The organism is Providencia sp. PROV156 (genome assembly GCF_028480905.1).
In the GTDB taxonomy this organism is placed as follows: domain Bacteria; phylum Pseudomonadota; class Gammaproteobacteria; order Enterobacterales; family Enterobacteriaceae; genus Providencia; species Providencia hangzhouensis.
Window position 1 is genome coordinate 106333 of sequence record NZ_JAMPPE010000011.1, and the last position, 23402, is coordinate 129734.

Here is a 23402-nt window from a genome sequence, read left to right on the forward strand (position 1 = left end):
ATTTAATCATGGCTAAGTTATTGCTGAACTGAACTTTGACTAAGTATCGGCCAAGCTTGCATAGCATTAAAAATGACTTGATTAAGTCTTTCAAGATCAATTCCATCACAAGCTTGTATGGTAAAACCATCAATTACCGTTATATAAAAATCAACGATAGCTTCAATCGGCGCATCTGGAGCAACATCACCATCATCAATGCCTTTACGCATACGCGCCAGTAGAATTTCCTGATAACTTTTCCGTTTTTCTTGGACGTTTAATTGCACATCTTCGATTTGCTTTGACCCATTCATTGTCGCTGTAATCAGCATACAACCTGCAGGCTTATTTGGCTGAATTAGCCTTTTAGCGCTTTCATACATCAGCAATTCAATTGCAATTTTCGCTGTTTTGGCTTGCTTTACAATAGACAAAATAGGACAAGCTTCATTCATCAAATAATAATCAATACATTGATTAAACAACGATGCTTTATCACCAAAAGCACAGTAAAGGCTAGGCGCTGTGATACCTAGCTCTTGAGTTAAATCGCTAATTGAGGTTGCAACATAGCCATTTCGCCAAAACAATAGCATGGCTTTAGCTAGTGCATCTTGTTGGTCAAAGCCTTTAGGCCGCCCGCGTTTTATTTGATTCATATTCTCACTTTACTCGCAGTCAATTCACTATACCACAACTATTTTATAGTGATCATTATAAAAATAATTGACAACGTCTAAATTCACATAAACAATAGCGCCATGATTTTATAGCGGTCACTATAAAATTATTCTTTTTTGTAAACTACTTAACTTTCATGGAAAGCGCATGACAACAACTCATATTTCTTCGCATAATGGTAACTGGCTTTCACTATTATCTGCAACTTTTGCTTGCTTCATTATTGTTACTGGTGAGTTTTTAGCCATTAGCGTGCTAAATAACATCGCTTATGATTTTCAAATATCAACAGGTACCGCAGGGCTTACAGTCACTGTCACATCTATCGCAGGTATGGCATCCTCCCTATTTGTCCCCATTTATGCAAAAAATATCGATAGACGCCAAGTTTTACTTTTCTTAGTTGCTCTCATGATATTAGCTAATGCAATTACGGCTTTCGCGTCTAATTTTAGTTTAGTTTTATTAGGTCGATTCGCATTAGGAATTGCACTAGGGGGTTTTTGGGGAGTTGCAGCAGGCTTAGTGATACGTCTAGCACCTAAAAATATGTCAATAACCACATCCGTAACAATATTCTTTTCAGCCGTCACATTAGTCACCGTGCTCGGAGTACCTCTAGGCGCTTGGTTATCTGATAATTATGGTTGGAGAATGCCTTATATTGCGCTGGTTATTGCAGGTGCTGTCGCGTTTTTAATGCAGTATTTCTCTTTACCATCATTAAAACCTTCTTCGTCTATGCAATGGAAGGAATTGTTATTGATGCCTTCGCACCCTATTGCGCGTAAAGGGTTAATTATATTCACACTGATTTTTTTAGCACATTTCTCTGCGTATAATTATTTTACGGTGTTCTTTAAACAAACCGCAGGTTTTATCGAAGGACAAATTTCAGCATTATTGCTCTTTTTTGGAGTGGCTAGCGTCGTTGGCAATATACTGGCAGGTTATGTCGGAAAACATAATGTTCGTTATAATTTTGCGATTAGTGCACTTTTATTGGCCTTAGCTTTTCTCGCATTATCTGTTTTAGATTTTAATTGGGCAACCAGTATCATATTTGTTTTTTCATGGGGAGTTGCTGCGGGTATGGTTCCTGCAACAATCAACATGTGGATGCACGTTCATGTTCCAGAATTAACCGAAAAAGGTTCAGCTTTGATTACCTTTATGTTTTTAATTTTAATTACTATTGGTAGCTTAGTGGGAGGATATGTCATGGATAATTTCAATGGCGGAGTTCTCATGATGAGCATGCTCATAATATCAACACTAGCGTTTTTATTAGTGTTTACCTTTGCTCGAGGGCTAACCAATTGCGCTCGATTTTGCCTCAAATGATGCGTTTATAAGACTGCATCACATAAACTGATTTAACTCTCAAATATCAAGAAGGGGTGACTGGAATTAACCAATCACCCCTTCTTATTTACTTTGCTAATTTTTTTGAAATGAATTAGTAACTCATTAAATTACAATGCACGTAAGATTGCATCAACGCTATCTTTCGCATCACCAAACAACATCTGCGTATTTTCTTTGAAAAATAATGGGTTTTGCACCCCAGCATAGCCAGTATTCATTGAACGTTTAAATACAATGACATTGCTTGCTTTCCAAACTTCAAGAACTGGCATACCTGCAATTGGGCTGTTTGGATCTTCTTGAGCCGCTGGGTTAACCGTATCGTTAGCACCAATAACAAGAACGGTATCGGTATCAGAGAAATCATCATTAATTTCATCCATTTCCAATACGATATCATAAGGTACTTTAGCTTCGGCTAATAATACGTTCATATGGCCAGGTAAACGCCCAGCTACAGGGTGAATACCAAAACGCACATTAATACCACGTTCACGTAATTTAGTGGTGATATCCGCAACAGGGTATTGTGCTTGTGCTACCGCCATACCATACCCCGGAGTGATAATTACTGATGTTGAGTTTTTCAACATTTCAGCGACTTCCTCTGCGGTGCTTTCGCGATACTCACCCATTTCTTCTTCTGTGCCTGTTGAAGAGCCATCTGTACCGAAGCCTCCTGCAATAACACTGATAAACGAACGGTTCATCGCCTTACACATAATATAGGATAGAATCGCACCTGAAGAACCGACCAATGCCCCTGTGACAATCAGTAAGTCATTGCTTAACATAAAACCTGCCGCTGCAGCAGCCCAACCTGAATACGAATTCAGCATTGAAACCACCACTGGCATATCCGCTCCACCAATTGAAGCGACTAAATGCCAGCCAAAAGCTAAAGCTATCGCGGTCATAATTAGCATCAAGAAGACTTGCAAGCCGACACTTTCTGTTTTAACAAAAATCACTAACAGAATAAATGAAACCACTAACGCCGCCAAATTCAGTTTATGGCGATTAGGTAACATCATCGGTTTTGATGACATTTTCCCTGATAATTTACCATAAGCGACTACTGAACCAGTGAAGGTAACTGCACCAATGAAGATCCCTAAGAAAACTTCAGTTAAGTGAATGTTTTCCATCACAACATCAGCATGCCCTTCACTGGCGATAAAGCTGTTAAAACCAACCAGCACTGCAGCTAAACCGACGAAACTATGTAAAATAGCCACCAGCTCAGGCATTTCTGTCATTTCAACTTTTTTCGCTAAGCGAATACCAATGACAGCACCAATGACCATCGCAACGATCATCCAGCCCACATTAGCACTGTGAGGACCTAAAATAGTGGCTATCAAGGCGATAGCCATCCCGATAATGCCATAAGTATTCCCACGTTGGGAACTTTCATGACGGGATAGCCCCGCAAGGCTGAAAATAAATAGGATAGCAGCAACTATGTAAGCTGCTGTCACAATTCCACTCGACAACATAAGTTACCCCTTACCCTTTACGAAACATTTTTAACATGCGTTGAGTTACAGTGAACCCACCGAAAATATTGATACTCGCGATCAATATGGCGATAAAGGATAAGAAGCTTACCCAGCCACCGCTGCCAATCTGGAGCAAGGCGCCCACGACGATGATCCCTGAAATAGCGTTAGTGACTGACATTAACGGTGTATGCAATGCATGAGTCACATTCCACACCACGTAATAACCAACCACACAAGCTAAAGCAAATACAGTAAAGTGCGATAAAAACTCTTTTGGTGCTGAATTAGCAAACCAACCAAACAAGATGATAGCTAATGCCATCAAGCCATATTTTACCGTTGGTGACATCTTTTTCTCAGGCGCTTTAACTTTTTCCACCGCTTGCGGTTTCGCCTGCGGCTGAGCAGATACCTGAATTGGGGGCGCTGGCCAAGTGATTTCACCTTGTTTAATCACAGTGACCCCACGAATTACCAGATCTTCAAAATCAATGTCTATTTCACCATTTTTCTCTTTGCACAATAACTTCATCAAGTTAACGAGGTTTGTTCCATATAACTGCGATGATTGTGTTGGTAAACGGCTTGGTAAGTCGGTATAACCAATGATTTTTACGCCATTGTCAGTCACAACCAGCTTGTCAGCTTGGGTTAACTCACAGTTCCCCCCAGTTTGCGCCGCTAAGTCTACAATCACACTCCCCGGCTTCATTGATTCAACCATTTCCTTGGTAATCAATTTAGGTGCAGGCTTACCTGGAATCAGTGCCGTAGTTACAATGATATCGACTTCTTTCGCTTGTGCAGCGAACAGTTCCATCTCAGCTTTAATAAATGCTTCTGACATTACTTTGGCGTAGCCATCGCCACTACCGGCCTCTTCTTTGAAATCTAATTCAAGGAATTCAGCCCCCATACTCTGAACTTGCTCTTTCACCTCAGGACGAGTGTCAAAGGCACGCACAATGGCACCTAAACTACCAGCAGCGCCAATCGCAGCAAGGCCTGCAACCCCAGCCCCGATGATCATGACTTTCGCTGGAGGAACTTTACCTGCGGCCGTAATTTGCCCCGTAAAGAAACGGCCAAATTCGTGAGCAGCTTCAACAATTGCACGGTAGCCGGCAATATTCGCCATTGAGCTAAGCGCATCAAGTGATTGAGCACGTGAAATGCGTGGTACCGCATCCATCGCCATCACGTTAATTTTCCTAGCTTTTAAAGCTTCCATTAGCTCAGCATTCTGTGCTGGCCAAATGAAACTCACCAGAGTCGCTCCTTCTTTTAATAGAGGAATTTCATCATCCAGTGGCGCGTTGACTTTAAAAACGATATCCGCAGCAAATGCAGTATCACGATCAACGATTTCCGCCCCCGCTTGTTCGTATGCTACATCGTCAAAACTGGCTAAATGACCCGCATTTTGTTCTACACAGACAGAAAAACCTAACTTAAGAAGTTGAGTTACTGTAGATGGTGTAGCTGCAACACGCGCTTCATTGGCAAGTCGTTCTCTTGGTATACCAATACGCATAATGTTCCCTTTTTAATGCCTAACGTAATGTTGTTAATAGAGTGTTTGCTAAAATAATGACTGTCATCACAGAGAAAAGTCTTATTTTGTGCCTAAACAGATTTTTAATGTTCTAATAACCTACTGAAAATAAGCTTCTTGATCCATAATTGATCACGATTCTTAGACAGTAAATGGAATTCGCAGTGAAAATCTTAGTTTTAGGTCAATAAAATACTGGATACTTTAAAAAATCTGGTAAATTTAACTAGTCAATAATTATTTATTTCTCATAAAAATAAAATCATGAGACAACAGGTTCCGTTACGTGTAATAATCACGTACATGTGATACAACTAAGATTCAGCATGTTTATAATAAATTGCGCAAGGCGGAAGGATTTTGTATGAAGCTGAAAACTACGGTCATCGCAGCCGCGGTGTTATCATTAACTAGTATAACTGCTACTCAGGCGGCTGTTGAATTGACGCCAAAACAGGCTACTGAATTAAAACCTTATGAGCGTATAACAGTCACCGGGCGCTTTAATGCTATTTATGAAGCATCCGATGCAGTCTCCCGTAGGGCTGATAAAATGGGGGCATATGCCTTTTACATTCAAAGCCTTGATGATGTAGGTGATAGCGGCAACATGCGTGTTGTTGCTGATGTCTACGCAAAAGACGCACCACAAGTTGATACACCAAAACGTCGTGTATTCGGTGGTGTTGAGGAAATGTCAAAAACTGACGCAACAGAATATGAGCCTTTTGATACTGTTACTGTAAGCGGTTTTTACCCTTCTCAACCAGACCTATATGAGGCTATCGCCAAAAAAGCACTTGAGAAAAATGCTGCCTCGTTCTATGTGGTTCGTAATATCGCAATGAATGATGGTGGAAATACATTAGCAACTGCTTATATCTATAAGAAAGATGCACCGAAACGACAAGTTCTTAATGAAGACGCAGTGGTTCCTGCCGATTCTGACGCTGGTCGTGCTCTGTTAGCAGAGGGCGGTGAAGCGGCTAAAAAAGTTCGCATTCCTGGTGTTGCATCTTCTGAAGAACCAACAACCGCAGTCGGACGCTTCTTTGAAACCTCTAGCAGTCAACCGGGTCGTACTAGTGTGACTCTGCCAAGTGGTTATGTTATCGAAGAGGTCAACAAAACAGCAGCTGCACAAATGGTCCCATTTGACTCTATTACATTCTCTGGATATTACACCAATACACCTGAAGTACGTTACCAAATAGCAAAACGTGCGGAAGCGAAAGGGGCTAAATATTTTCATATTACAAGAGAATGGCAATCTAATGGTGGCAGTGTCACTATCAGTGCTGACTTGTTTAAATAGTCCTAATTTATGTGATGTTAAAACCAGCCTACTCGGCTGGTTTTTTTGTTTTTAGACTCTCACTTTAGATTATATCTCGTCCTTTACTCTATTCATCCTCACTCTTTTGAAAAAGTGCATAAAACATCTTAAAAAATGCATACATTATCATTGCATATCTGTCATTTCGTTCGTAGAATCCACACTCTGAAAACATGCAGTCATTCTATCTGCTTTTTTAATGGCTACTAGTTAAACTCATTATTGTAATGGCACTTTAACGTCATTTTAACTTTTGATTTCTGAACGTTCAGGATTTACTTTGAAAAATACTTTGAGTCTTACCGCACTAACTGCGCTAGTTCTTAGCTCAATGGTTGGCGCCGGTGTTTTTAGTCTCCCTCAAAATATGGCTGAAGTGGCTAGCCCTCTCGCATTAATAATCGGTTGGTCAATTACCGGTGTGGGCATCCTTTTTTTAGCATTTGCCTTATTGTTGCTTTCTCGCATACGACCTGACCTTGACGGTGGGATATTTACTTACGCCAAAGTCGGCTTCGGGGAATTAATTGGTTTTTGCTCGGCGTGGGGTTATTGGCTATGTGCAGTAGTTGCGAATGTGTCTTATCTTGTTATCGTATTCGCAGCAATCAGTTTTTTTACTGATACTCCTGACAACATTATTTTTGGTGATGGGAATACATGGCAAGCCCTAGTCGGAGAATCAATACTCCTCTGGTTTGTGCACTATTTAGTTCTTCGTGGAGTACAAACAGCCGCTGGAATTAATAAACTTGCCACAATGGCAAAACTGGTTCCTCTTGGCTTATTTATTGTATTGGCTTTTTTTGCGTTTAAACTTGATATTTTCAATGCAGATTTTAGTGGTATCGAATTTGGTGTTCCTGTTTGGGAACAAGTCAAAGATACCATGCTGATTACACTATGGGTATTTATTGGTATCGAAGGTGCCGTTGTCGTCTCTGCTCGAGCGAAAAACCGCCGCGATGTTGGCTTAGCAACAATTTTCGCTGTAAGTTCTGCTTTAATTATCTATATTCTAGTGACCTTACTTTCTTTAGGTATTATGCCTAGAGCTGAACTTGCAGAAATAAAAAATCCATCCATGGCCCCACTCATGATAAGTTTAATTGGTTCGAGTGGTGATATTATTATTGCAGCGGGCCTAATTATTTCTGTTTGTGGAGCTTACCTAAGTTGGACTATTATGGCCGCTGAAGTACCTTATATTGCAGCCCAATACCAATCATTTCCTAAAATATTCAATAAATTAAATAAGAATGATGCCCCATCATCTTCTTTATGGCTCACTAATGGTGCAGTACAGCTATCTTTGGTTCTTATTTGGCTTAGTGGGAGTAATTACAATACATTGCTTACCATTGCCTCTGAAATGATTTTAGTCCCCTATTTCCTTGTTGGTGCATTTTTAGTAAAAGTAGCTTTTGAACGTCATAATAAGGCATTACTTGCCGTTGGAGCTATTGCCAGTCTTTATGGTCTATGGTTGCTTTATGCATCAGGGTTAATCAATTTGCTATTATCCGTCGTTTTATATGCCCCTGGTATTTTGGTATTTTTCTATGCTCGCCAACAGCAAACCAACCAAATGCCATTAAAAGCGATTGAAAAAATCATGGCATATGCCATTGCTATCGGCGCTATCCCAGCGCTCTATTATTTGGTTGCCTAGTTTTAGAAACGAGGGCTTAATTTTAATCCATAAATTTAAGCCCTCATTTACTGCAACATCCTGTTTTTTTTAATTACTAAATCATTCAATAATTTTCTAGTCGTAATTTCCTTCACAATTTTCACCCTCCTTTACAATTTCCCCTCTCCTTTGTTGGTTAAAATTTCTGTTGTATGAGCTTCGATGCTTATATTTTTATCATTCATTAGTATGTTGTAACTAAATGATTAAGGCCAACTAAAAATGAAAAGCGCTTCACATACAGAATACGTGAAGCGCTAATTAGTCAAAATAAGGCTTACAGTTGTTGAGATAACTGTTCCATCGCCTGCATAATTCGCTTATCCGAAATTGGATATGGCGTTCCAAGCTGCTGGGCAAACAGACTGACTCTCAGTTCTTCAATCATCCAGCGAATTTCTTGGACTTCTGGCATATTTCTCTGAACTGGAGATAATTTTACTAACCATTGCTGCCACATATTCTGAACATGCTCTACTTTACTCAGTTGTGCACGATCTCGGTTAGGATCAATAGCTAGTTTTTCTAATCGCCGCTCTATTCCATTTAAATAACGAAGAATATCAGGTAAGCGTTTCCAACCATGAGTAGTCACAAAACCTTTAAACACTAAGTTCGACATTTGTGTTTTTATATCCGATAACGCTATTGCCATCGAAAAATCAACCCGCCCTTTTAGACGTTTATTGATTGCAAACACCGCCGTTAATATTTGTTCAACTTGCTTAGCAATATTAACAACCACATCATTTAATTCTGCCCGTGCAAGCTCTTTCAGTTTTTCAAACTGTTCTTCATTCCATACCGCGCCACCAAAATCAGAGATTATTTGGTCGACACCACAAGCAATACAATCATCTATTAACTCCAATACCTTGCCATAGGGGTTAAAGTACAAACCCAATTTTGATTTATTGGGTAGTTTTTCATGTAAATACTTAATTGGCGATGGAATATTTAGCAGTAATAATCGACGCACCCCAGCCCACATTGCTTGCTGCTGTTCTAATTCTGTTTCAAACACCTTGATACCAACACTATTTCTTTCATCGACTAATGCAGGATAAGCTTTAACGGAATATCCGCCTCTCTTTTGCTCATAGCGTTGAGGTAATTCACCAAAACTCCAAATATGTAACCCATGTTGCTCAATACCGTCATCTACAACTTCAGACAACGTTTCTTGCACTTTTTCTTTTAGGCTATTTTTTAGCTCATCAAGATTTTGCCCTTCCGCAACGGTTTTATTTTTGTCGCCTACAACACGGTATGTCATTTTTAAATGGGCGGGAAGTTGCTCTAACTGCCATGATTCACGTTCAACAGTGACGCCTGTCATACGGCGTAATTCACGTTCAAGTTTATCCAATACACTCCCCTCAGGCTCAGGGACTCGCTCTAAAAATGCAGAAGCATAGTTAGGTGCAGGAACAAAATTTCGCCTAATTGGTTTAGGTAATGATTTAATTAAAGCAACGATTAACTCATGACGCAGTCCCGGAACTTGCCAATCAAAGCCAATATTCTGAACCTGATTCAATATCGCAAGTGGTATATGGACAGTCACCCCATCTGCATCAGTTCCTGGCTCAAATTGATAACTCAACCGAAATTTCAAATCCCCTTGATACCAATAGTTTGGGTAATCAAGAGCCGAAACATTACTCGCATCCTCCTTGATCAGCATGCTTTTTTCAAAGCTTAACAAGTCAGATTGTTGCTTAGATGCCTTTTTCCACCAATTATCAAAATGGCGAGAGGAAATCACATCATTCGGGATCCTTTGGTCATAAAATGCAAATAACGTTTCATCATCAACTAAAATGTCACGCCGACGTGATTTATGCTCCAAATCTTCGACTTCAGATAATAATTTCAGATTTTCTTTAAAGAATGCGTGGCGTGTGACCCAATCCCCTTCAACCAATGCATGACGAATAAATAATTCACGGCATAATAACGGGTCAATATTCCCATAATTAACCTGCCTTGATGCAACAATGGGTAGCCCATATAAAGTCACTTTTTCTGATGCCATTACCGCGCCTTCAGATTTAGACCAATGAGGCTCACTATAACTATGTTTAGTTAAATGTTGTGCTAAGGGTTCAACCCACTCAACATCGATTGATGCGGCAATTCTTCCCCATAATTTCGACGTTTCAACAAGTTCCGCAACCATTGCCCATTTCGGTGGTTTTTTAAATAAACCCGACCCAGGAAAAATAGTAAAACGTGCATTTCTAGCCCCAGTAAACTCGTGTTTATCTGCATCTTTTTGTCCAATATGTGAAAGCAGCCCAGCCAATAACGAAACGTGAATGCTACGAAAATCAGCCTCCGCACTATTAATGGCAAAACCTTGCTCTTTCACCACTTGCCTCAATTGGGTATACAAATCTTGCCATTCCCGAATACGCAAGTAATTAAGAAAATCTTGGCGACACATTTTTCTAAATTGAGCGTTAGAAAGCTGCGTTTGTTGTTCTTTTAAGTAATCCCACAGATTTAAAAAAGCTAAGAAATCTGATTGTTTATCATGGAAACGACGATGTTTTTCATCAGAAGCTTGCTGTTTATCTAACGGCCGCTCCCTAGGGTCTTGAATTGATAATGCAGAAACAATCACCATTGTTTCACGTACGGCACCGTGTTTACGTGCTTCAATCACCATCCGAGCAAGCCTTGGGTCAACAGGAAGTTGGGCTAGTTGTCTACCCGTATCCGTTAGTTGATACCCTTTATCCGCCTGTTTATGGGACTTAATGGCACCTAGCTCCTCCAGTAATTTCACACCATCTTGGATATTACGTTTATCTGGAGCCTCCACAAATGGAAATGCAGAAATATCACCAAGACCAATAGAAGTCATTTGTAATATAACTGACGCTAAATTCGTCCGTAAAATTTCAGGGTCCGTGAACTCTGGACGTGATAAGAAGTCATCTTCTGAGTATAATCGAATACAAATCCCGTCAGAAACACGGCCACAGCGCCCCTTACGTTGGTTAGCTGAAGCCTGAGAAATGGCTTCAACAGGAAGACGTTGTACTTTGGTACGGTAACTATAACGACTGATTCGCGCATAACCGGTATCAATGACATATTTGATACCCGGTACAGTTAATGATGTTTCTGCTACGTTTGTTGCAAGAATGATCCGCCGTCCCCCATGAGGATGGAAGATACGATTTTGCTCACTATTCGAGAGCCTTGCGAAAAGAGGTAAGATTTCAGTGTGGCGTAAAGAAAGTTTTGATAACGCATCGGCGGTATCACGAATTTCCCGCTCACCACTCATGAAAATCAATATATCGCCATTACCTTCAACCGATAGTTCATTTACCGCATCAATTATCCCATCAATTTGGTCACGGTCACTATCGTTCTGGTCTCCCATGATAGGACGATAACGAACTTCAACAGGATAGGTACGCCCAGACACTTCAACAATTGGGGCATGACTAAAGTGCTTCGAAAAACGCTCAGGGTCAATGGTTGCTGATGTAATAATAACTTTTAAATCAGGACGTTTTGGTAATAATTGACGTAAATAACCTAAAATAAAGTCGATATTCAGGCTTCTTTCGTGAGCCTCATCGATAATAATTGTGTCATATTGCAGCAGCAGTTTGTCATTTTGTAGTTCTGCAAGCAAGATACCATCAGTCATCAATTTGACTTGCGTTGTTTCACTCACTTGGTCACTAAAGCGTACTTTATAACCAACATTTGTACCTAATTCACATTCAAGTTCTTGAGCTAAGCGTGACGCAACTGAGCGCGCGGCTAAACGTCTTGGTTGAGTGTGACCAATAAATCCTAGAACCCCTCTGCCAAGTTCAAGGCAAATTTTGGGGATTTGCGTTGTTTTACCTGACCCAGTTTCACCAGCAATAATAACAACTTGATGTTTTTTAATGGCATCTAAAATGACATCTTTCTTCTGGCTAACCGGTAAATTATCCGGATACACAATTTTAGGCGCATTTAATCTTTTAATTTCAACCTTTTGCTTTGCCTTTTCAATATCTATTTTGATAGCATCAAGTACCGCAGAGCGCGATTTTTCGTTCTGGATCTTTGCAATACCTTGCACTCTTTTTTTCAGTAACCATTGGTCACGTAATGAAGTTTGTCCAATATCAGCGGTTAATGCTGTCAGTATGGATTTCACCTGTTGAATCCTTATCTTTAATAAATTTCAATACACGATAGCCAATCAGCTTCGCAATTTGTGAGGGCTAAATTTCGCTTTTATTTTTAATTGTTGTTATCACATAAAAATACCATCAATTTTTTTGAAGAAAGCTATCTAATATTTTTCCTATCAATCAGTTACACATCACGTATTATTACCAATAAAGTTTTACCTAAAAAATAGAGGAACACATGAGTAAAGTATTACTATTGAAATCAAGTATTCTGGCTGACTATTCACAAAGCAATAAAATGGCAGATTACTTTATTCAACAATGGCAGGAAAAACACTCAGCAGATACAGTAACTGTACGAGATTTAGTCAAAGAGCCAATTCCAGCGATTGACGGTGAAATTTTAGCAGCTTTTGGTCCAAGTGACACGAAAACAGAACAACAACAAGCACATTTGGACCTGTCAAATGCATTGATTGAGGAAATTAAAGCTCACGATGTGATTGTTATTGCAGCCCCGATGTATAACTTTACGATTTCTTCTCATTTAAAACACTATTTCGACTTTATCGCTCGCTCAGGGCACACGTTTAAATATACAGAACAAGGTTCTGTTGGCTTATTAAAAGGCAAGCGCGCATATGTATTAACGAGTCGAGGCGGTATTTATAAAGACACACCAACAGATACCATGGTGCCTTATTTAACACTATTTCTAAATTTCATTGGTATTACCGACGTTGAGTTCGTTTTTGCTGAAGGCACGTCGTTAGGCCAAGAATCAGTCGAAAAGGCACATCAACAAGCACAAAGCCATATAAATACCATTATCGCTTAAAATACATCCATTTAAGCAAGATAATATTAAAACCCAAAGCTACCATTGTTAAATTTTGCGCACTTTCTGAGTGCGCTTTTTATTTCTTTTGTAACCATTGACCATTAATTCCACGCACAAACTCCCCTGGATTAGCCCGTTCTACAAGTTTTTGTCCTGCTATCCTTGCGACATCATTTGTTTTTAGATTATTTTTTGCAGCAATTTCGCTGTATCTTTTTTCCCGTTCTTGGTTAATTTGTGCCGCTAGTTTAGTAGCCTCTGGATTACTCGTATTAATTGGAGCTAAATACCCCGATAACGTTTCCCCTAATAGACCTGTTTCTTTGGCCTCATCAACCGTTATTGCTATAGCCTGAAAGACAGTCAATAACGAACACAGGGCAAATACTTTGATTATTCGATTCATTTTGGGTTTACCTCACCGAACAAATCACTATTTTCTTTCAATAATTCTTCTACTTGCCTATCCGCTTTTATTTGGATTTCATGTTCAATTTTTACATTCATATTAATATTGATGGGCTTATCCGGTGTTGCGACCTCAACTCGCAAACAAGCTGATAACAACAATACAATCGATATAGCTGTAGTGAATTTTAATATTTTCACGTTCATTCTTATGCTCATTATAAATTTTTTTCCAACCACTCTTCTAAAGAGCTACCAAATCGTAAACTACGCCATAATTGAAAGATATTTTCTTCATGTTGATAATGCAAATGAACTTCGCGTTTTTTCTTTTCTTGCGTGTTATACCCTTTAAGGATTGTTGTCATCTTTAACAGCCCTAAGTTTGTGACATTAACATCTGTACGGCTGCGTTTTATTTCCAAATATTGTAACCAACCCATGGCCGAACCCGCAGATATATTATCCTCTCGGATAGAATCAACAAATTGGGTATCTAGCCGTAACGTTAATGGCCCATTATTTTCTAACCATCCATCTTTAACTATCCATTCTGGGTTATTTAAATAAAAAGGTAATTCACCATTAACTTTACCGGAGACAGCAAATTGCGACACTTTTAGTATGGTAAATAACTGGCTAAGTTCAATCTGCTTTAATTTTATCGTAGAGGCTTGAGTTTGTGGCCAGCGCAGTAAATCCATCGATATTTCACCTCCTAATGTTTTAAAGCCTACATTAGTCAGTTTTAATGGCGAATTTTCCGTTGGCGGATAAGAGCCAGAGAGATCGGCTTTAATGTCAGTTAATTCGAATAAATTATTGAGCTGTTTAATACGCAACTCAACGGGTGCTTTTCCCCCCAAAGTCCAGGTACTTTGTTTTAAACGCCACGGTAAAACAAAATCTAATCCTGATAATTCGCCATCTTTTAACCAAAGGCTAGTATTCTCGACACGCCAATGTCCTCCAGCAATAAAACCCTCTTCCGGTGTTATTGAAAAAGCGGCTTGAGAAAATAATTTGCCTTGTTTTAATTCAATTCCAAGGTCAGCAGGAATTAACGTTTGAAAAGCTGTGACCGACTGTTCAGGCCAACGAGCTTCCCCTCTTAATCTTTCACCGTCCCAGCGCCCAAAGATGACTATTGGCCCGACATCTTTAGTACTTAAATCGCCTTTAAGTTGAAACTCAGCAGGAGATTTTCCCCTAAGATCTGCGTTTAATGTGATCCTTGGCAGATAACTTTCAGTGCCGAATTGCATCCGTTCACTGGTAAGCTGTAACTTTCCATTAAAACTGGCTTTATTCTCATCACGTTGCCAAATCAATGGTTTACTTAGCTGTAAACGTGGAGCCCTCATCGATAAAAGCCCATATTGTATTTGGTCAAACCCTGTATTTAAGCTATTTAATGTGATTAAAGTGTCCTGCCAACTCCCATTACCCTTAATATCCCAATTAGCTGATAATGAGGGCAAATTGGCATTTCCCCAATAATTCCAAAACCATTTTCCCTTATCTAAGGTAAATTTATTAGCTTTGCCATCCAAATGAATATCAAAACTCCCCCAATATTGCTCTTTAATTTTTAGAATAGCTTGTAAACGTCCTGAAATACCCTCTTCATCTAACGATGTTCCTGCAAGTGGTAATCTAGCTTCATTAAGAACCAGTGTTTCCGAAAGACGGCCATAAGCTCTTAATAATGAACTGGATAAAAAAGAAATTTTGGGGGCAGCTAACTGGCCTGAAACCTTTGCAGGCAAATTAATATCCAGCACCATATCATCATATTTAACTTGGCCATGTAACCTAAAATTAATATCAGCATTGAGTAAATTTATCTGAGTAGATGGCACAGCTAAGACAATATTGGCTTTCCCTTTCTTTGCTTGTGTGAGCATATTAATACGCCCAGAAAATACCATTTCACTTAATGTATTATCCCAGTTATCAACTTGAAAGCTGATACCGCCTTGTAAAGGGATATCTGCTTCTTTCCATTGCCACTTACCTTGCGCTATTTGTATTCGAGAAGGCGATAGTGACCATGGTAAATAAAGCAATTCTTTCTTTGTGTCTGTATCCATGACGCTAAAGACACCTTGGTCATTCAACCAACTGAATTTAGCTTGTAAGAATTTTTCTGGGTTGATTAACTTAAAATAAGCATTCAACTCCCCTTTTTCTGGAAGCTGATTTGCCATTAAGGGAAGCTGCACATCACCAAATAATTCTATTGTTTGCTTTTGTTCTGGTAGAAATGCTAAAAAATTTTGAATGACTAATTGGTGTTCCGTATTAATTAAAGATGACAACCTTAAATTGTCGCCCCTAAAATCAAATTCTAGAGGGTTAACCTGATTTTTACGCAACCAAATACTGCCTTGGTAATCACTCCATGGCTGTATATTGGTATTATTGATAACTAATGAAAAAACCGGAATATTATCGATAAGTTCTGCAATATTAATCGGTTCATTATCCATTTCATTCGTTGGCTCAAGAGCACTCAAACATTCAGTTTTAACATCAAGGTCATCCACAATAGCGTGTAAGGGAAAGATAGAAAGTCTTGTGCTATTCAACTGAACTAATGTGCAATTATTTGCTGTCATACTGATATTTGCTATATCCAACTGGCCATGGCTAATTCTTGGTTCTGAAAACGACAGTTTAAATGGCTTAGGAAGATAGTGTGATGCAACAACTGGAGCCCAATGGGATATCGTTATCCATAAAAGTATTAAGAGAGCAATGCTTCCACCCAAAAAGCAGAGTAATATTCTGAATGCTCTTTTCATTAACTGCATTACTACGTCCCTTGTTTGAATTGTTCTATAGCGCAAGTGATAAATTTCAACAAAATTTCCTCATTAAACACGATACTAACAAAGATAAACCACATTCAATCGTAAACAGATACCTATTTTCTTAATTTATAGGTGATTTACAAACTTAATTGTCTTATTCTGAGTTTATATTTTGTAGGTACACCTTTTTACCTACTCTTTTCTAATTGGTTCCTAAAAATTGGAGTCTTCATGATGAAAATTGTTTCTTATAGTACCAAACAGTATGACCGCAAGCACATGGAACAAGTTAATCAAAATTCTGGATTTAATTTTAGTATTGAATATTTTGATTTTCCATTGACCGTTCAGACAGCTAAAAATGCTGTTGGTGCAGATGCTATCTGTATTTTCGTTAACGACGAAGCTAATCGTGCTGTTTTAGAAGAACTTGCCGCACTCAATATTCGAATTTTAGCTTTACGTTGCGCTGGTTTTAACAATGTTGATTTACAAGCTGCTAAAGAATTAGGTATTCAAGTTGTCCGAGTTCCCGCTTATTCTCCTGAAGCCGTTGCCGAACATACTGTTGGTATGATGCTCTGCCTTAACCGTAGGATCCATCGAGCATACCAACGTACTCGAGATGCAAATTTTTCTCTCGAAGGATTAACAGGTTTTAATATGCATAACCGCACTGCTGGAATTATTGGTACCGGAAAAATTGGCCAAGCGACGCTACGTATTTTAAAGGGATTTGGAATGCGCTTACTCGCACACGACCCATACCCGAACCAAGCTGTTTTAGATATGGGCGCTGAATACGTTGACTTGGATACTTTATATGAACAATCAGATATTATTTCCCTTCATTGCCCATTAACACCTGAGAATCATCACCTACTCGATGAAAATGCATTCAAAAAGATGAAAAATGGGGTCATGATCATCAATACAAGCCGAGGCGCGTTAGTCGATTCTGTTGCAGCAATCAATGCACTAAAATTACAGAAAATTGGCGCTTTAGGTATGGATGTATATGAAAATGAACGTGATTTATTTTTCGAAGATAAATCTAATGATGTAATTCAAGATGATGTTTTTCGTCGTCTTTCTTCTTGTCACAATGTGTTATTTACCGGGCATCAAGCGTTTTTAACGGAAGAAGCATTAACAAGTATCAGTCAAACTACGCTTAATAATATCCGTCAAATTAGTCATGGGGAAACTTGCCCTAATATTGTTAACGCATAGTTGGATCGGGAACCATGAAACGCCTAATTCCACTTACTATTTTGGGTTTATTGCTAGCAGCATGCCAAACTCATCAAGTCAATGCGCGTAATGATGACCAAGCACTTGAAAATAAGTTGATGCATCATCGTTTTATTTTAACTGAAGTGAATGGTAAGACGATTAGTAGCAAGCAAACTGTACCTTCCCTTGCTTTTGGCGAGAAAATGTTTGTTTCTGCATCAATGTGTAATGATTTTAACGGATTTGGCAATATCAAAAACGCAAAAATTACCGTAAAAAACTTAAGTAAAACTGAACTCGAATGTGTTGATGAAGATTTATCTAAATGGGATTCAATGATAAATCGAGTACTGTCTGATGGCGCAGTTATTTCATTAAACAACAACCAGCTAGTATTAATTCAAGGTCATTACAAATTAGTTTATACACTACGTGACTACGTCCATTAATGAATTATCCTGTACAACCGCCTCTTTTAGAGGCGGTATACGTTTGCCATAACCCACTGAACTGGCAGCCAAATAGGCTATTTCGCCTGATCAAATAGCAAGTTAATATTCGAGTTTTTTGCAATTCGCTCCATATAATCCCGAATATTTGTGCTAAACGATAAGTGCTCAACTATACTCAAACTACGTAAGGTTGGAAAAATAATAAAATCATTAATATCAATGTCTTCACCACGTGTTTCTAACCACTCATCTAATAAAGACAATTGGGGCTCTAATTCAACTAGCAACGTATGAGTTTCTTTTTTAAACTCGTTTAAGTCACCATAAGATTTTGATGTTCTAGCGATATATGCCGCCCTCGCTTCTGCTGTACTAATTTCAGGGAAATCAGTTTGTGTAAAACGTGGTGTCACAAGCTTATATACCACAGCAGAAACCGCTTTAGACCAAGCCTCTACTTCAGGGGTTATGTTTCCTCCTGCATATTTAGGTTCATTAATGCTATCTACATAATGAACAATATCTAAGCTTTCAGGTAAATAACTTCCATCGTCTTTTTGTAAGATAGGTAACATTTTTCGACCTATCATTTTTGTTGGCGTTTCTATGTCATCATCGAATAAAACGATTTGCTCTACTGCTAACTTTTTTAAACCAAAAATCATTCTAGCTCTAACACAAAATGGGCAGTGGTCATAAATATACAATTTCATTGTGGACCTCACTAATTTGGTAATGAAAGTGCCAATAGGTTTTATACAGTATACTTGAGTACCCACATTTATGCCTTATCACGCTTGTAAAAATTTGTTTAGCGCGAGGAAAAATATATATAATAAAGTGCACAATATCTCAATAATAAAATCTAGGTCGTGGCATATTATGTCTGATGAAGAAGTTCCATTAACAGAGTAATCATTTAAGATGATTTAAGCATTGAGTTAATATCAATTAAATTAATATGTCATAAATATCATTGATTTATTTTTTACCTTTAATTTTAATAACTAAATACTTTAAGTGAAAATTAAGTAAAAAAACAAAAAATTAACATACCGTAACGATATATTAACCTTGCTTCCTGATAATTTTATCACAACAACAAGGATGCAATAATTTGATTTTAAAGAAAAATAAAACAAAATAACTATAAAGGAAATTTAAAATTTATATTTTTCGCTATGAAAAATAGTAACGATAGATATTTTTACTTATTCAACAACAATAACCACATTAAAAACAATGCTATCTTATTGTAAATAACCAAACTAAAAATAGCGATTTTCATCATAATTATGTTCATTAAAACTTTTAAATCTATTTATTTTTTAATATACTATGAAACGTAATTTGAATTAAGTGCATTAAATAACAACTTTTCATATAAATTGAGGATGTCATATGGACATTCATACTATAATTGGTATAAAAATAAAAAACCGGAGAAAAGAGCTCGGTCTATCAGGTGCGAATTTAGCTGATAAATTAAATTTAAGTCAACAGCAAATATCTCGTTATGAAAATGGTATTAACAAAATTCCAATTAATCATTTAGTGGATATTGCTGAAGCATTAAATTGCCCTATTGAATGGTTTTTCCAAGGTTATGTAAGCAATTCAAAATCAAATAAAAATGAACCATCTAATGAACTCAACCAAGAGCTAATATATACAGCTGAAAGTGTCATTGCCCCCTCTAAAGATAACTTTTAATGTAAATAAAAAATTAATTTATATAAATAAAATGCAAGTAACATAGACATTTCTATCCCGTGTTATTTGTACTTCACTTTCTTTAGAACTATAAAAGTAAAAAGGCTAATCCTCTATATGAAGATTAGCCATACATTTAAATTTCATAAAATTAACTAATGGTTTTAGCAATAAATTTTATATATAATATTTTAATCATAGGTAATATTGAAAACCATTTTAGAATTCACTTCTCCAGCAGAGATTGTTCGTTCATACTGGTAATAACGAGCTTTATAATTTAAGTCAAGATATTTTGTTTGCCGGTCAACTAAATTTCCAACTTTATATTTTTCATTAAACATAAGTGATTTATTAGTCTTACGCTCTAAAACTTGTATACCAACTCCCGCAGCTCCACTGGTGGATTTATTTTGATTAACCAAAACACCTTGTCGATTATTCATGTTTTTTGGAATATCACCACTAAAAGTCATATTAACATTTGCAAAACCAGAAATACTGACACCACCGCTGCATATTAAGCGAATATCAAAATCTTTTTCACCTGCCGTTGTTCCAATACCATTTAATTGTGAACGTTTAATTGGATCAAGATAAACATTTTTTTCGCTTCCCCCTTCAATTTGGCAAGACGGAGAAACTATTGTTATCGCTTCAGCATCTAATTTAGTGATCAAAAATGGGTTATTATTTGGAATGTACCCATAAGATGTATAAAGGCCACTAGCTATAGTTCCTGAGCCTGTAACAGGAGCGGTTTTCACTAAAGTTAAAATAAACTTTGATCCCGCAAGATAATAATTACTTGATCTAGGGGCATAAAATGTATCCGGATACGTCATTCTCACTGCACCTTCACGGTGGAATTTCATGCCAATTCCAGGAACGTTTGTCTGGTAAACCTTATTTCCTACTGGAACTAAACTTGGCATAGTAACCGAAGCCGTTATCGGTGTATTTCTTGTACAATATGCATATATTGCACTTGAATTTTCCCGCATATCCCAAGTTTGCTCCGCAATAGTATCCCCAACCTTTAAGTTAGGGTCTACCACGACCCTCCCCATCTGCATATTTAATACATATGTCCGAGTTGAGGTTCTATCACAATACGCAGAAACGTAACTAGCGGTAAGAAACACACCAACTCCGATATACAAGCGAATTTGTTTCGTTATTGACATAAAATTTCCTTACTATTGCTAGCTTCTAAAGAAAATGAACACTGCCCATTATCCCATTTTATAATTGCAACGTTTGCAGTTTCACTACTAATAAATACGGTTCCACCTTGACCAACGATACCTATGGATTCACCATTTATATCAGTAACGTTAGCCCCAAATGGCAATGGTTTATTTCCAGGCCTTACAACATTAAATGCAATATTTTTTTCGACTTTAGTACTAAATTTAACCTTAACGATACTTCCTTCATAAGGAACGACTTGTGTGGCCGTATTTTCAAAAACAATATCTTCAGGACTTCCTTTCGGATCAATTTCTACATTATTAATACGATAAGCCCTAACATAAGGAGCAACAGCATAACCATTTCCATCGATACGAGTTCCAGGTGCCCCCATGATTGATGCGCCTTCCGCTCCTTTCGCTTCGATCAGAGCTATCGTTGTTGAAGTATTCGGTGTTAATGTTACGCCCTCAGAATGCACAATAACCGAACCATTTGCGCCAAGACCGAACTGACGATATCCCTGACCTTGGCTATAATTCGCATTCGTATTAACAAATGGTGTACGGTAACCTGTGTTCAAACCAATATTCTTCTGTCCACCGTTTGCAACAGAGGTATTTACGCCATAAGTCCAATTATTATCCCTATCGAATGCACCACTCGCACCGATTTGGCTAGAGCCAAATTTTTCATTATTGAATGTCGTATTTGAGGTCAGTGTTGCACTCTGACTTTCGCCAAAATACAGTGGGTAACTAAAGTTTATGTTAATGCGATCATCTTTTTTATTATTCGTATTATCTGCATAAACTCTCATAAATGCGACACCATAAGAAAGACGGTTAAAGTTATTGTTATAACTTAATTGATATTGCTTTTCTGTCCCCGACTTATCCCAATAATTAGAAATACGTCCCGTAAAATAAATCCCACCGTAACCATCAGGAAGATTTTGATTTACTGTATAGCTGAAACCATTTTTCTCACGTCCTAAAGTATTCTCTACGCCACGCTTATCATTATCTATCGCATATAATGCATTGCTGACGTTATAGTAATCCTTCGTTGAATACCTATAAGCAGCTAGCACTAAGTTAGTATCAGTTTGAGTAAATAAACGACTAAAAGTTAAACGGTAGCTTTGCCCATTTTCTGTTTTATATTTGAATGCCGTTCTCGACTGAGTTAAATCTACAGCAATTGCACCAAACCCTGTGTTAACACCGGTACCTACTAAGTAGGCTTGATAATCATCAAATGCAGTGACGCCGCCATATAGCGTAAATGTATTATTTAAACCATGCTGAATAGTACCCTGCATAATAAATGGACGATTTCTCAGTCCATCCGCATCCGCTTTACCACCAGAAACTTGATAACGTGTAAAACCAGGACGTAATAACTGTGCTAATGAAGAATATGGCACGCTAAAGCTGCTTTCACTTCCATCAGCTTCTTTTACCGTTACAACTAAATCATTTCCGTAACCTGATGGATAGACATCCGTTAAGCTGAAAGGTCCTGGCGCAACTGTTGTTTGATAAATAATAGAATTATTTTGCGTTACCGTTACTAAAGCATTACTTTGTGCTATTCCCCTAATCTCAGGCGCGTATGTTGACATTCCATCAGGATACATATTGTCATCTGTTGCTATTTTTGCGCCCCGTAAACTAATACTGTCAAAGAGATCACCATCTGTATAAAACTGTCCTGCTGTCGCTTTTGACTTTAGTTCGGTTATTGGTTTTTGCAGATATGTTTGATTACTATTCCAATTCGTTCCATCGTGACGTTGCCAGTTAAGATTTCCAATATGTTTAAGCAACCATCCATCAAAGCTTAGACCAGCATTCAGCCCCAAATAAGCACTGGCGTTATTAGTTCCTTTTGAACCACTAGTATGGTTATCATAATAGTTAGCCATATAACCGATATTTAGTGCAGGAATTCCCGTTTCCCAAAATTGGGGAGAAACATAACCACGGGAAATTCTCTGTTCATATATTTGCGGAACAGAAATATCTAAACGCAATGTAGAAGAATGAAATGTATCAACGACGTCTTTTTGGTCATTCCAGTCTTTTAATGGTAAACAAGCATTACTATCTTTACTAACTGTAGGGTTTAGTTTTTCAATATTAATACCAAAATCAGATAGCATTTGTGGTGTATAACAGACTACTAATTGACCACTTTTCTCTTCTTCAAAATTAAGGTCGTAGCGTCCCTTCCAATTGTTATTTGTATATACGTCAACTGAATATTTTCCGGGACTGATCCCTGAAGAATTGAAACGTGTTAAATCAACATCTTCTTTACTACCTATAATAAAACCACTATTAAATTCATAGGTTGTATCTTCTTCACCCCAAGCATAAAACGTAGGCACTATGCATGCAGTGACAAAGCAAGTCACAGAGAGCGTATTGCTATATTTATTTATTAACTCTCGCTGTTTCATT

17 protein-coding genes are annotated in these 23402 nt (G+C 37.9%); 7 read left to right on the forward strand and 10 right to left on the reverse strand.

Features of this window, described 5'->3' with window-relative positions:
* Positions 1–17: 17 nt before the first annotated feature.
* The gene (locus PSF31_RS10145) at positions 18–641 is read right to left on the reverse strand and encodes a TetR/AcrR family transcriptional regulator (RefSeq protein WP_004254827.1); all 624 of its coding nucleotides are present in this window, start codon (positions 639–641) and stop codon (positions 18–20) included.
* Between the two features lie 169 nt (positions 642–810).
* Here PSF31_RS10145 and PSF31_RS10150 point away from each other — a divergent pair, with 169 nt between their 5' ends.
* The gene (locus PSF31_RS10150; protein WP_096863706.1) at positions 811–2007 is read left to right on the forward strand and encodes an MFS transporter; all 1197 of its coding nucleotides are present in this window, start codon (positions 811–813) and stop codon (positions 2005–2007) included.
* Positions 2008–2138: 131 nt separating this feature from the next.
* Here PSF31_RS10150 and pntB read toward each other — a convergent pair whose 3' ends face one another.
* Both pntB and pntA read right to left on the reverse strand, forming a co-directional pair.
* Positions 2139–3527: a Re/Si-specific NAD(P)(+) transhydrogenase subunit beta gene (gene pntB, locus PSF31_RS10155; protein ID WP_094960629.1), complete on the reverse strand. Its 1389-nt coding sequence runs from the start codon at positions 3525–3527 to the stop codon at positions 2139–2141.
* A 13-nt stretch (positions 3528–3540) separates the two neighbouring features.
* A complete protein-coding gene (gene pntA, locus PSF31_RS10160; RefSeq protein ID WP_004254837.1) occupies positions 3541–5070 on the reverse strand; it encodes a Re/Si-specific NAD(P)(+) transhydrogenase subunit alpha in 1530 nt (509 codons plus the stop codon).
* A 385-nt stretch (positions 5071–5455) separates the two neighbouring features.
* Here pntA and ydgH point away from each other — a divergent pair, with 385 nt between their 5' ends.
* Both ydgH and PSF31_RS10170 read left to right on the forward strand, forming a co-directional pair.
* On the forward strand, positions 5456–6406 hold the full coding sequence (gene ydgH / locus PSF31_RS10165; protein WP_004254841.1) for a DUF1471 family protein YdgH: 951 nt from the start codon (positions 5456–5458) through the stop codon (positions 6404–6406).
* 352 nt (positions 6407–6758) lie between these two features.
* Complete coding sequence (locus PSF31_RS10170; protein WP_004254844.1) at positions 6759–8099, forward strand: basic amino acid/polyamine antiporter; 1341 nt, start codon at positions 6759–6761, stop codon at positions 8097–8099.
* A gap of 298 nt (positions 8100–8397) precedes the next feature.
* Here PSF31_RS10170 and hrpA read toward each other — a convergent pair whose 3' ends face one another.
* The gene (hrpA, locus tag PSF31_RS10175; RefSeq protein ID WP_096863705.1) at positions 8398–12297 is read right to left on the reverse strand and encodes an ATP-dependent RNA helicase HrpA; all 3900 of its coding nucleotides are present in this window, start codon (positions 12295–12297) and stop codon (positions 8398–8400) included.
* Between the two features lie 215 nt (positions 12298–12512).
* On the opposite strand from hrpA, the gene PSF31_RS10180 reads away from it, so the two are divergent.
* Positions 12513–13112: an FMN-dependent NADH-azoreductase gene (locus PSF31_RS10180; RefSeq protein WP_096863704.1), complete on the forward strand. Its 600-nt coding sequence runs from the start codon at positions 12513–12515 to the stop codon at positions 13110–13112.
* Between the two features lie 79 nt (positions 13113–13191).
* On the opposite strand, the gene PSF31_RS10185 is transcribed toward PSF31_RS10180, so the two are convergent.
* From PSF31_RS10185 to PSF31_RS10195, 3 genes are read right to left on the reverse strand one after another with little or no spacing between them, the layout of a single operon-like run.
* The gene (locus PSF31_RS10185; protein ID WP_004254856.1) at positions 13192–13521 is read right to left on the reverse strand and encodes a YdbL family protein; all 330 of its coding nucleotides are present in this window, start codon (positions 13519–13521) and stop codon (positions 13192–13194) included.
* On the reverse strand, positions 13518–13730 hold the full coding sequence (locus PSF31_RS10190; RefSeq protein ID WP_050763751.1) for a YnbE family lipoprotein: 213 nt from the start codon (positions 13728–13730) through the stop codon (positions 13518–13520). Before PSF31_RS10190 ends, PSF31_RS10185 begins: the two co-directional genes overlap by 4 nt.
* Before the next feature lie 11 nt (positions 13731–13741).
* On the reverse strand, positions 13742–16339 hold the full coding sequence (locus PSF31_RS10195) for a YdbH family protein (protein ID WP_232062961.1): 2598 nt from the start codon (positions 16337–16339) through the stop codon (positions 13742–13744).
* Between the two features lie 234 nt (positions 16340–16573).
* Here PSF31_RS10195 and PSF31_RS10200 point away from each other — a divergent pair, with 234 nt between their 5' ends.
* Positions 16574–17572, forward strand: a complete 999-nt coding sequence (locus tag PSF31_RS10200; RefSeq protein WP_094963091.1) for a 2-hydroxyacid dehydrogenase — start codon at positions 16574–16576, stop codon at positions 17570–17572.
* A 14-nt stretch (positions 17573–17586) separates the two neighbouring features.
* On the forward strand, positions 17587–18024 hold the full coding sequence (locus tag PSF31_RS10205) for an META domain-containing protein (protein ID WP_094963074.1): 438 nt from the start codon (positions 17587–17589) through the stop codon (positions 18022–18024).
* A 77-nt stretch (positions 18025–18101) separates the two neighbouring features.
* Here PSF31_RS10205 and grxB read toward each other — a convergent pair whose 3' ends face one another.
* Positions 18102–18740: a glutaredoxin 2 gene (gene grxB, locus PSF31_RS10210; protein WP_096863703.1), complete on the reverse strand. Its 639-nt coding sequence runs from the start codon at positions 18738–18740 to the stop codon at positions 18102–18104.
* Between the two features lie 688 nt (positions 18741–19428).
* Between grxB and PSF31_RS10215 the strand changes: the two genes are divergently transcribed.
* Positions 19429–19740, forward strand: coding sequence for a helix-turn-helix domain-containing protein (locus PSF31_RS10215; protein WP_004254881.1), 312 nt, complete (start codon positions 19429–19431; stop codon positions 19738–19740).
* A gap of 191 nt (positions 19741–19931) precedes the next feature.
* Here PSF31_RS10215 and PSF31_RS10220 read toward each other — a convergent pair whose 3' ends face one another.
* Together PSF31_RS10220 and PSF31_RS10225 are read right to left on the reverse strand one after the other, a co-directional pair.
* Complete coding sequence (locus tag PSF31_RS10220) at positions 19932–20927, reverse strand: fimbrial protein (protein WP_096863701.1); 996 nt, start codon at positions 20925–20927, stop codon at positions 19932–19934.
* Positions 20918–23401, reverse strand: a complete 2484-nt coding sequence (locus tag PSF31_RS10225; protein ID WP_096863700.1) for a fimbria/pilus outer membrane usher protein — start codon at positions 23399–23401, stop codon at positions 20918–20920. The genes PSF31_RS10220 and PSF31_RS10225 overlap by 10 nt, the downstream gene beginning before the upstream one ends.
* Between the last annotated feature and the right edge of the window lies 1 nt (position 23402).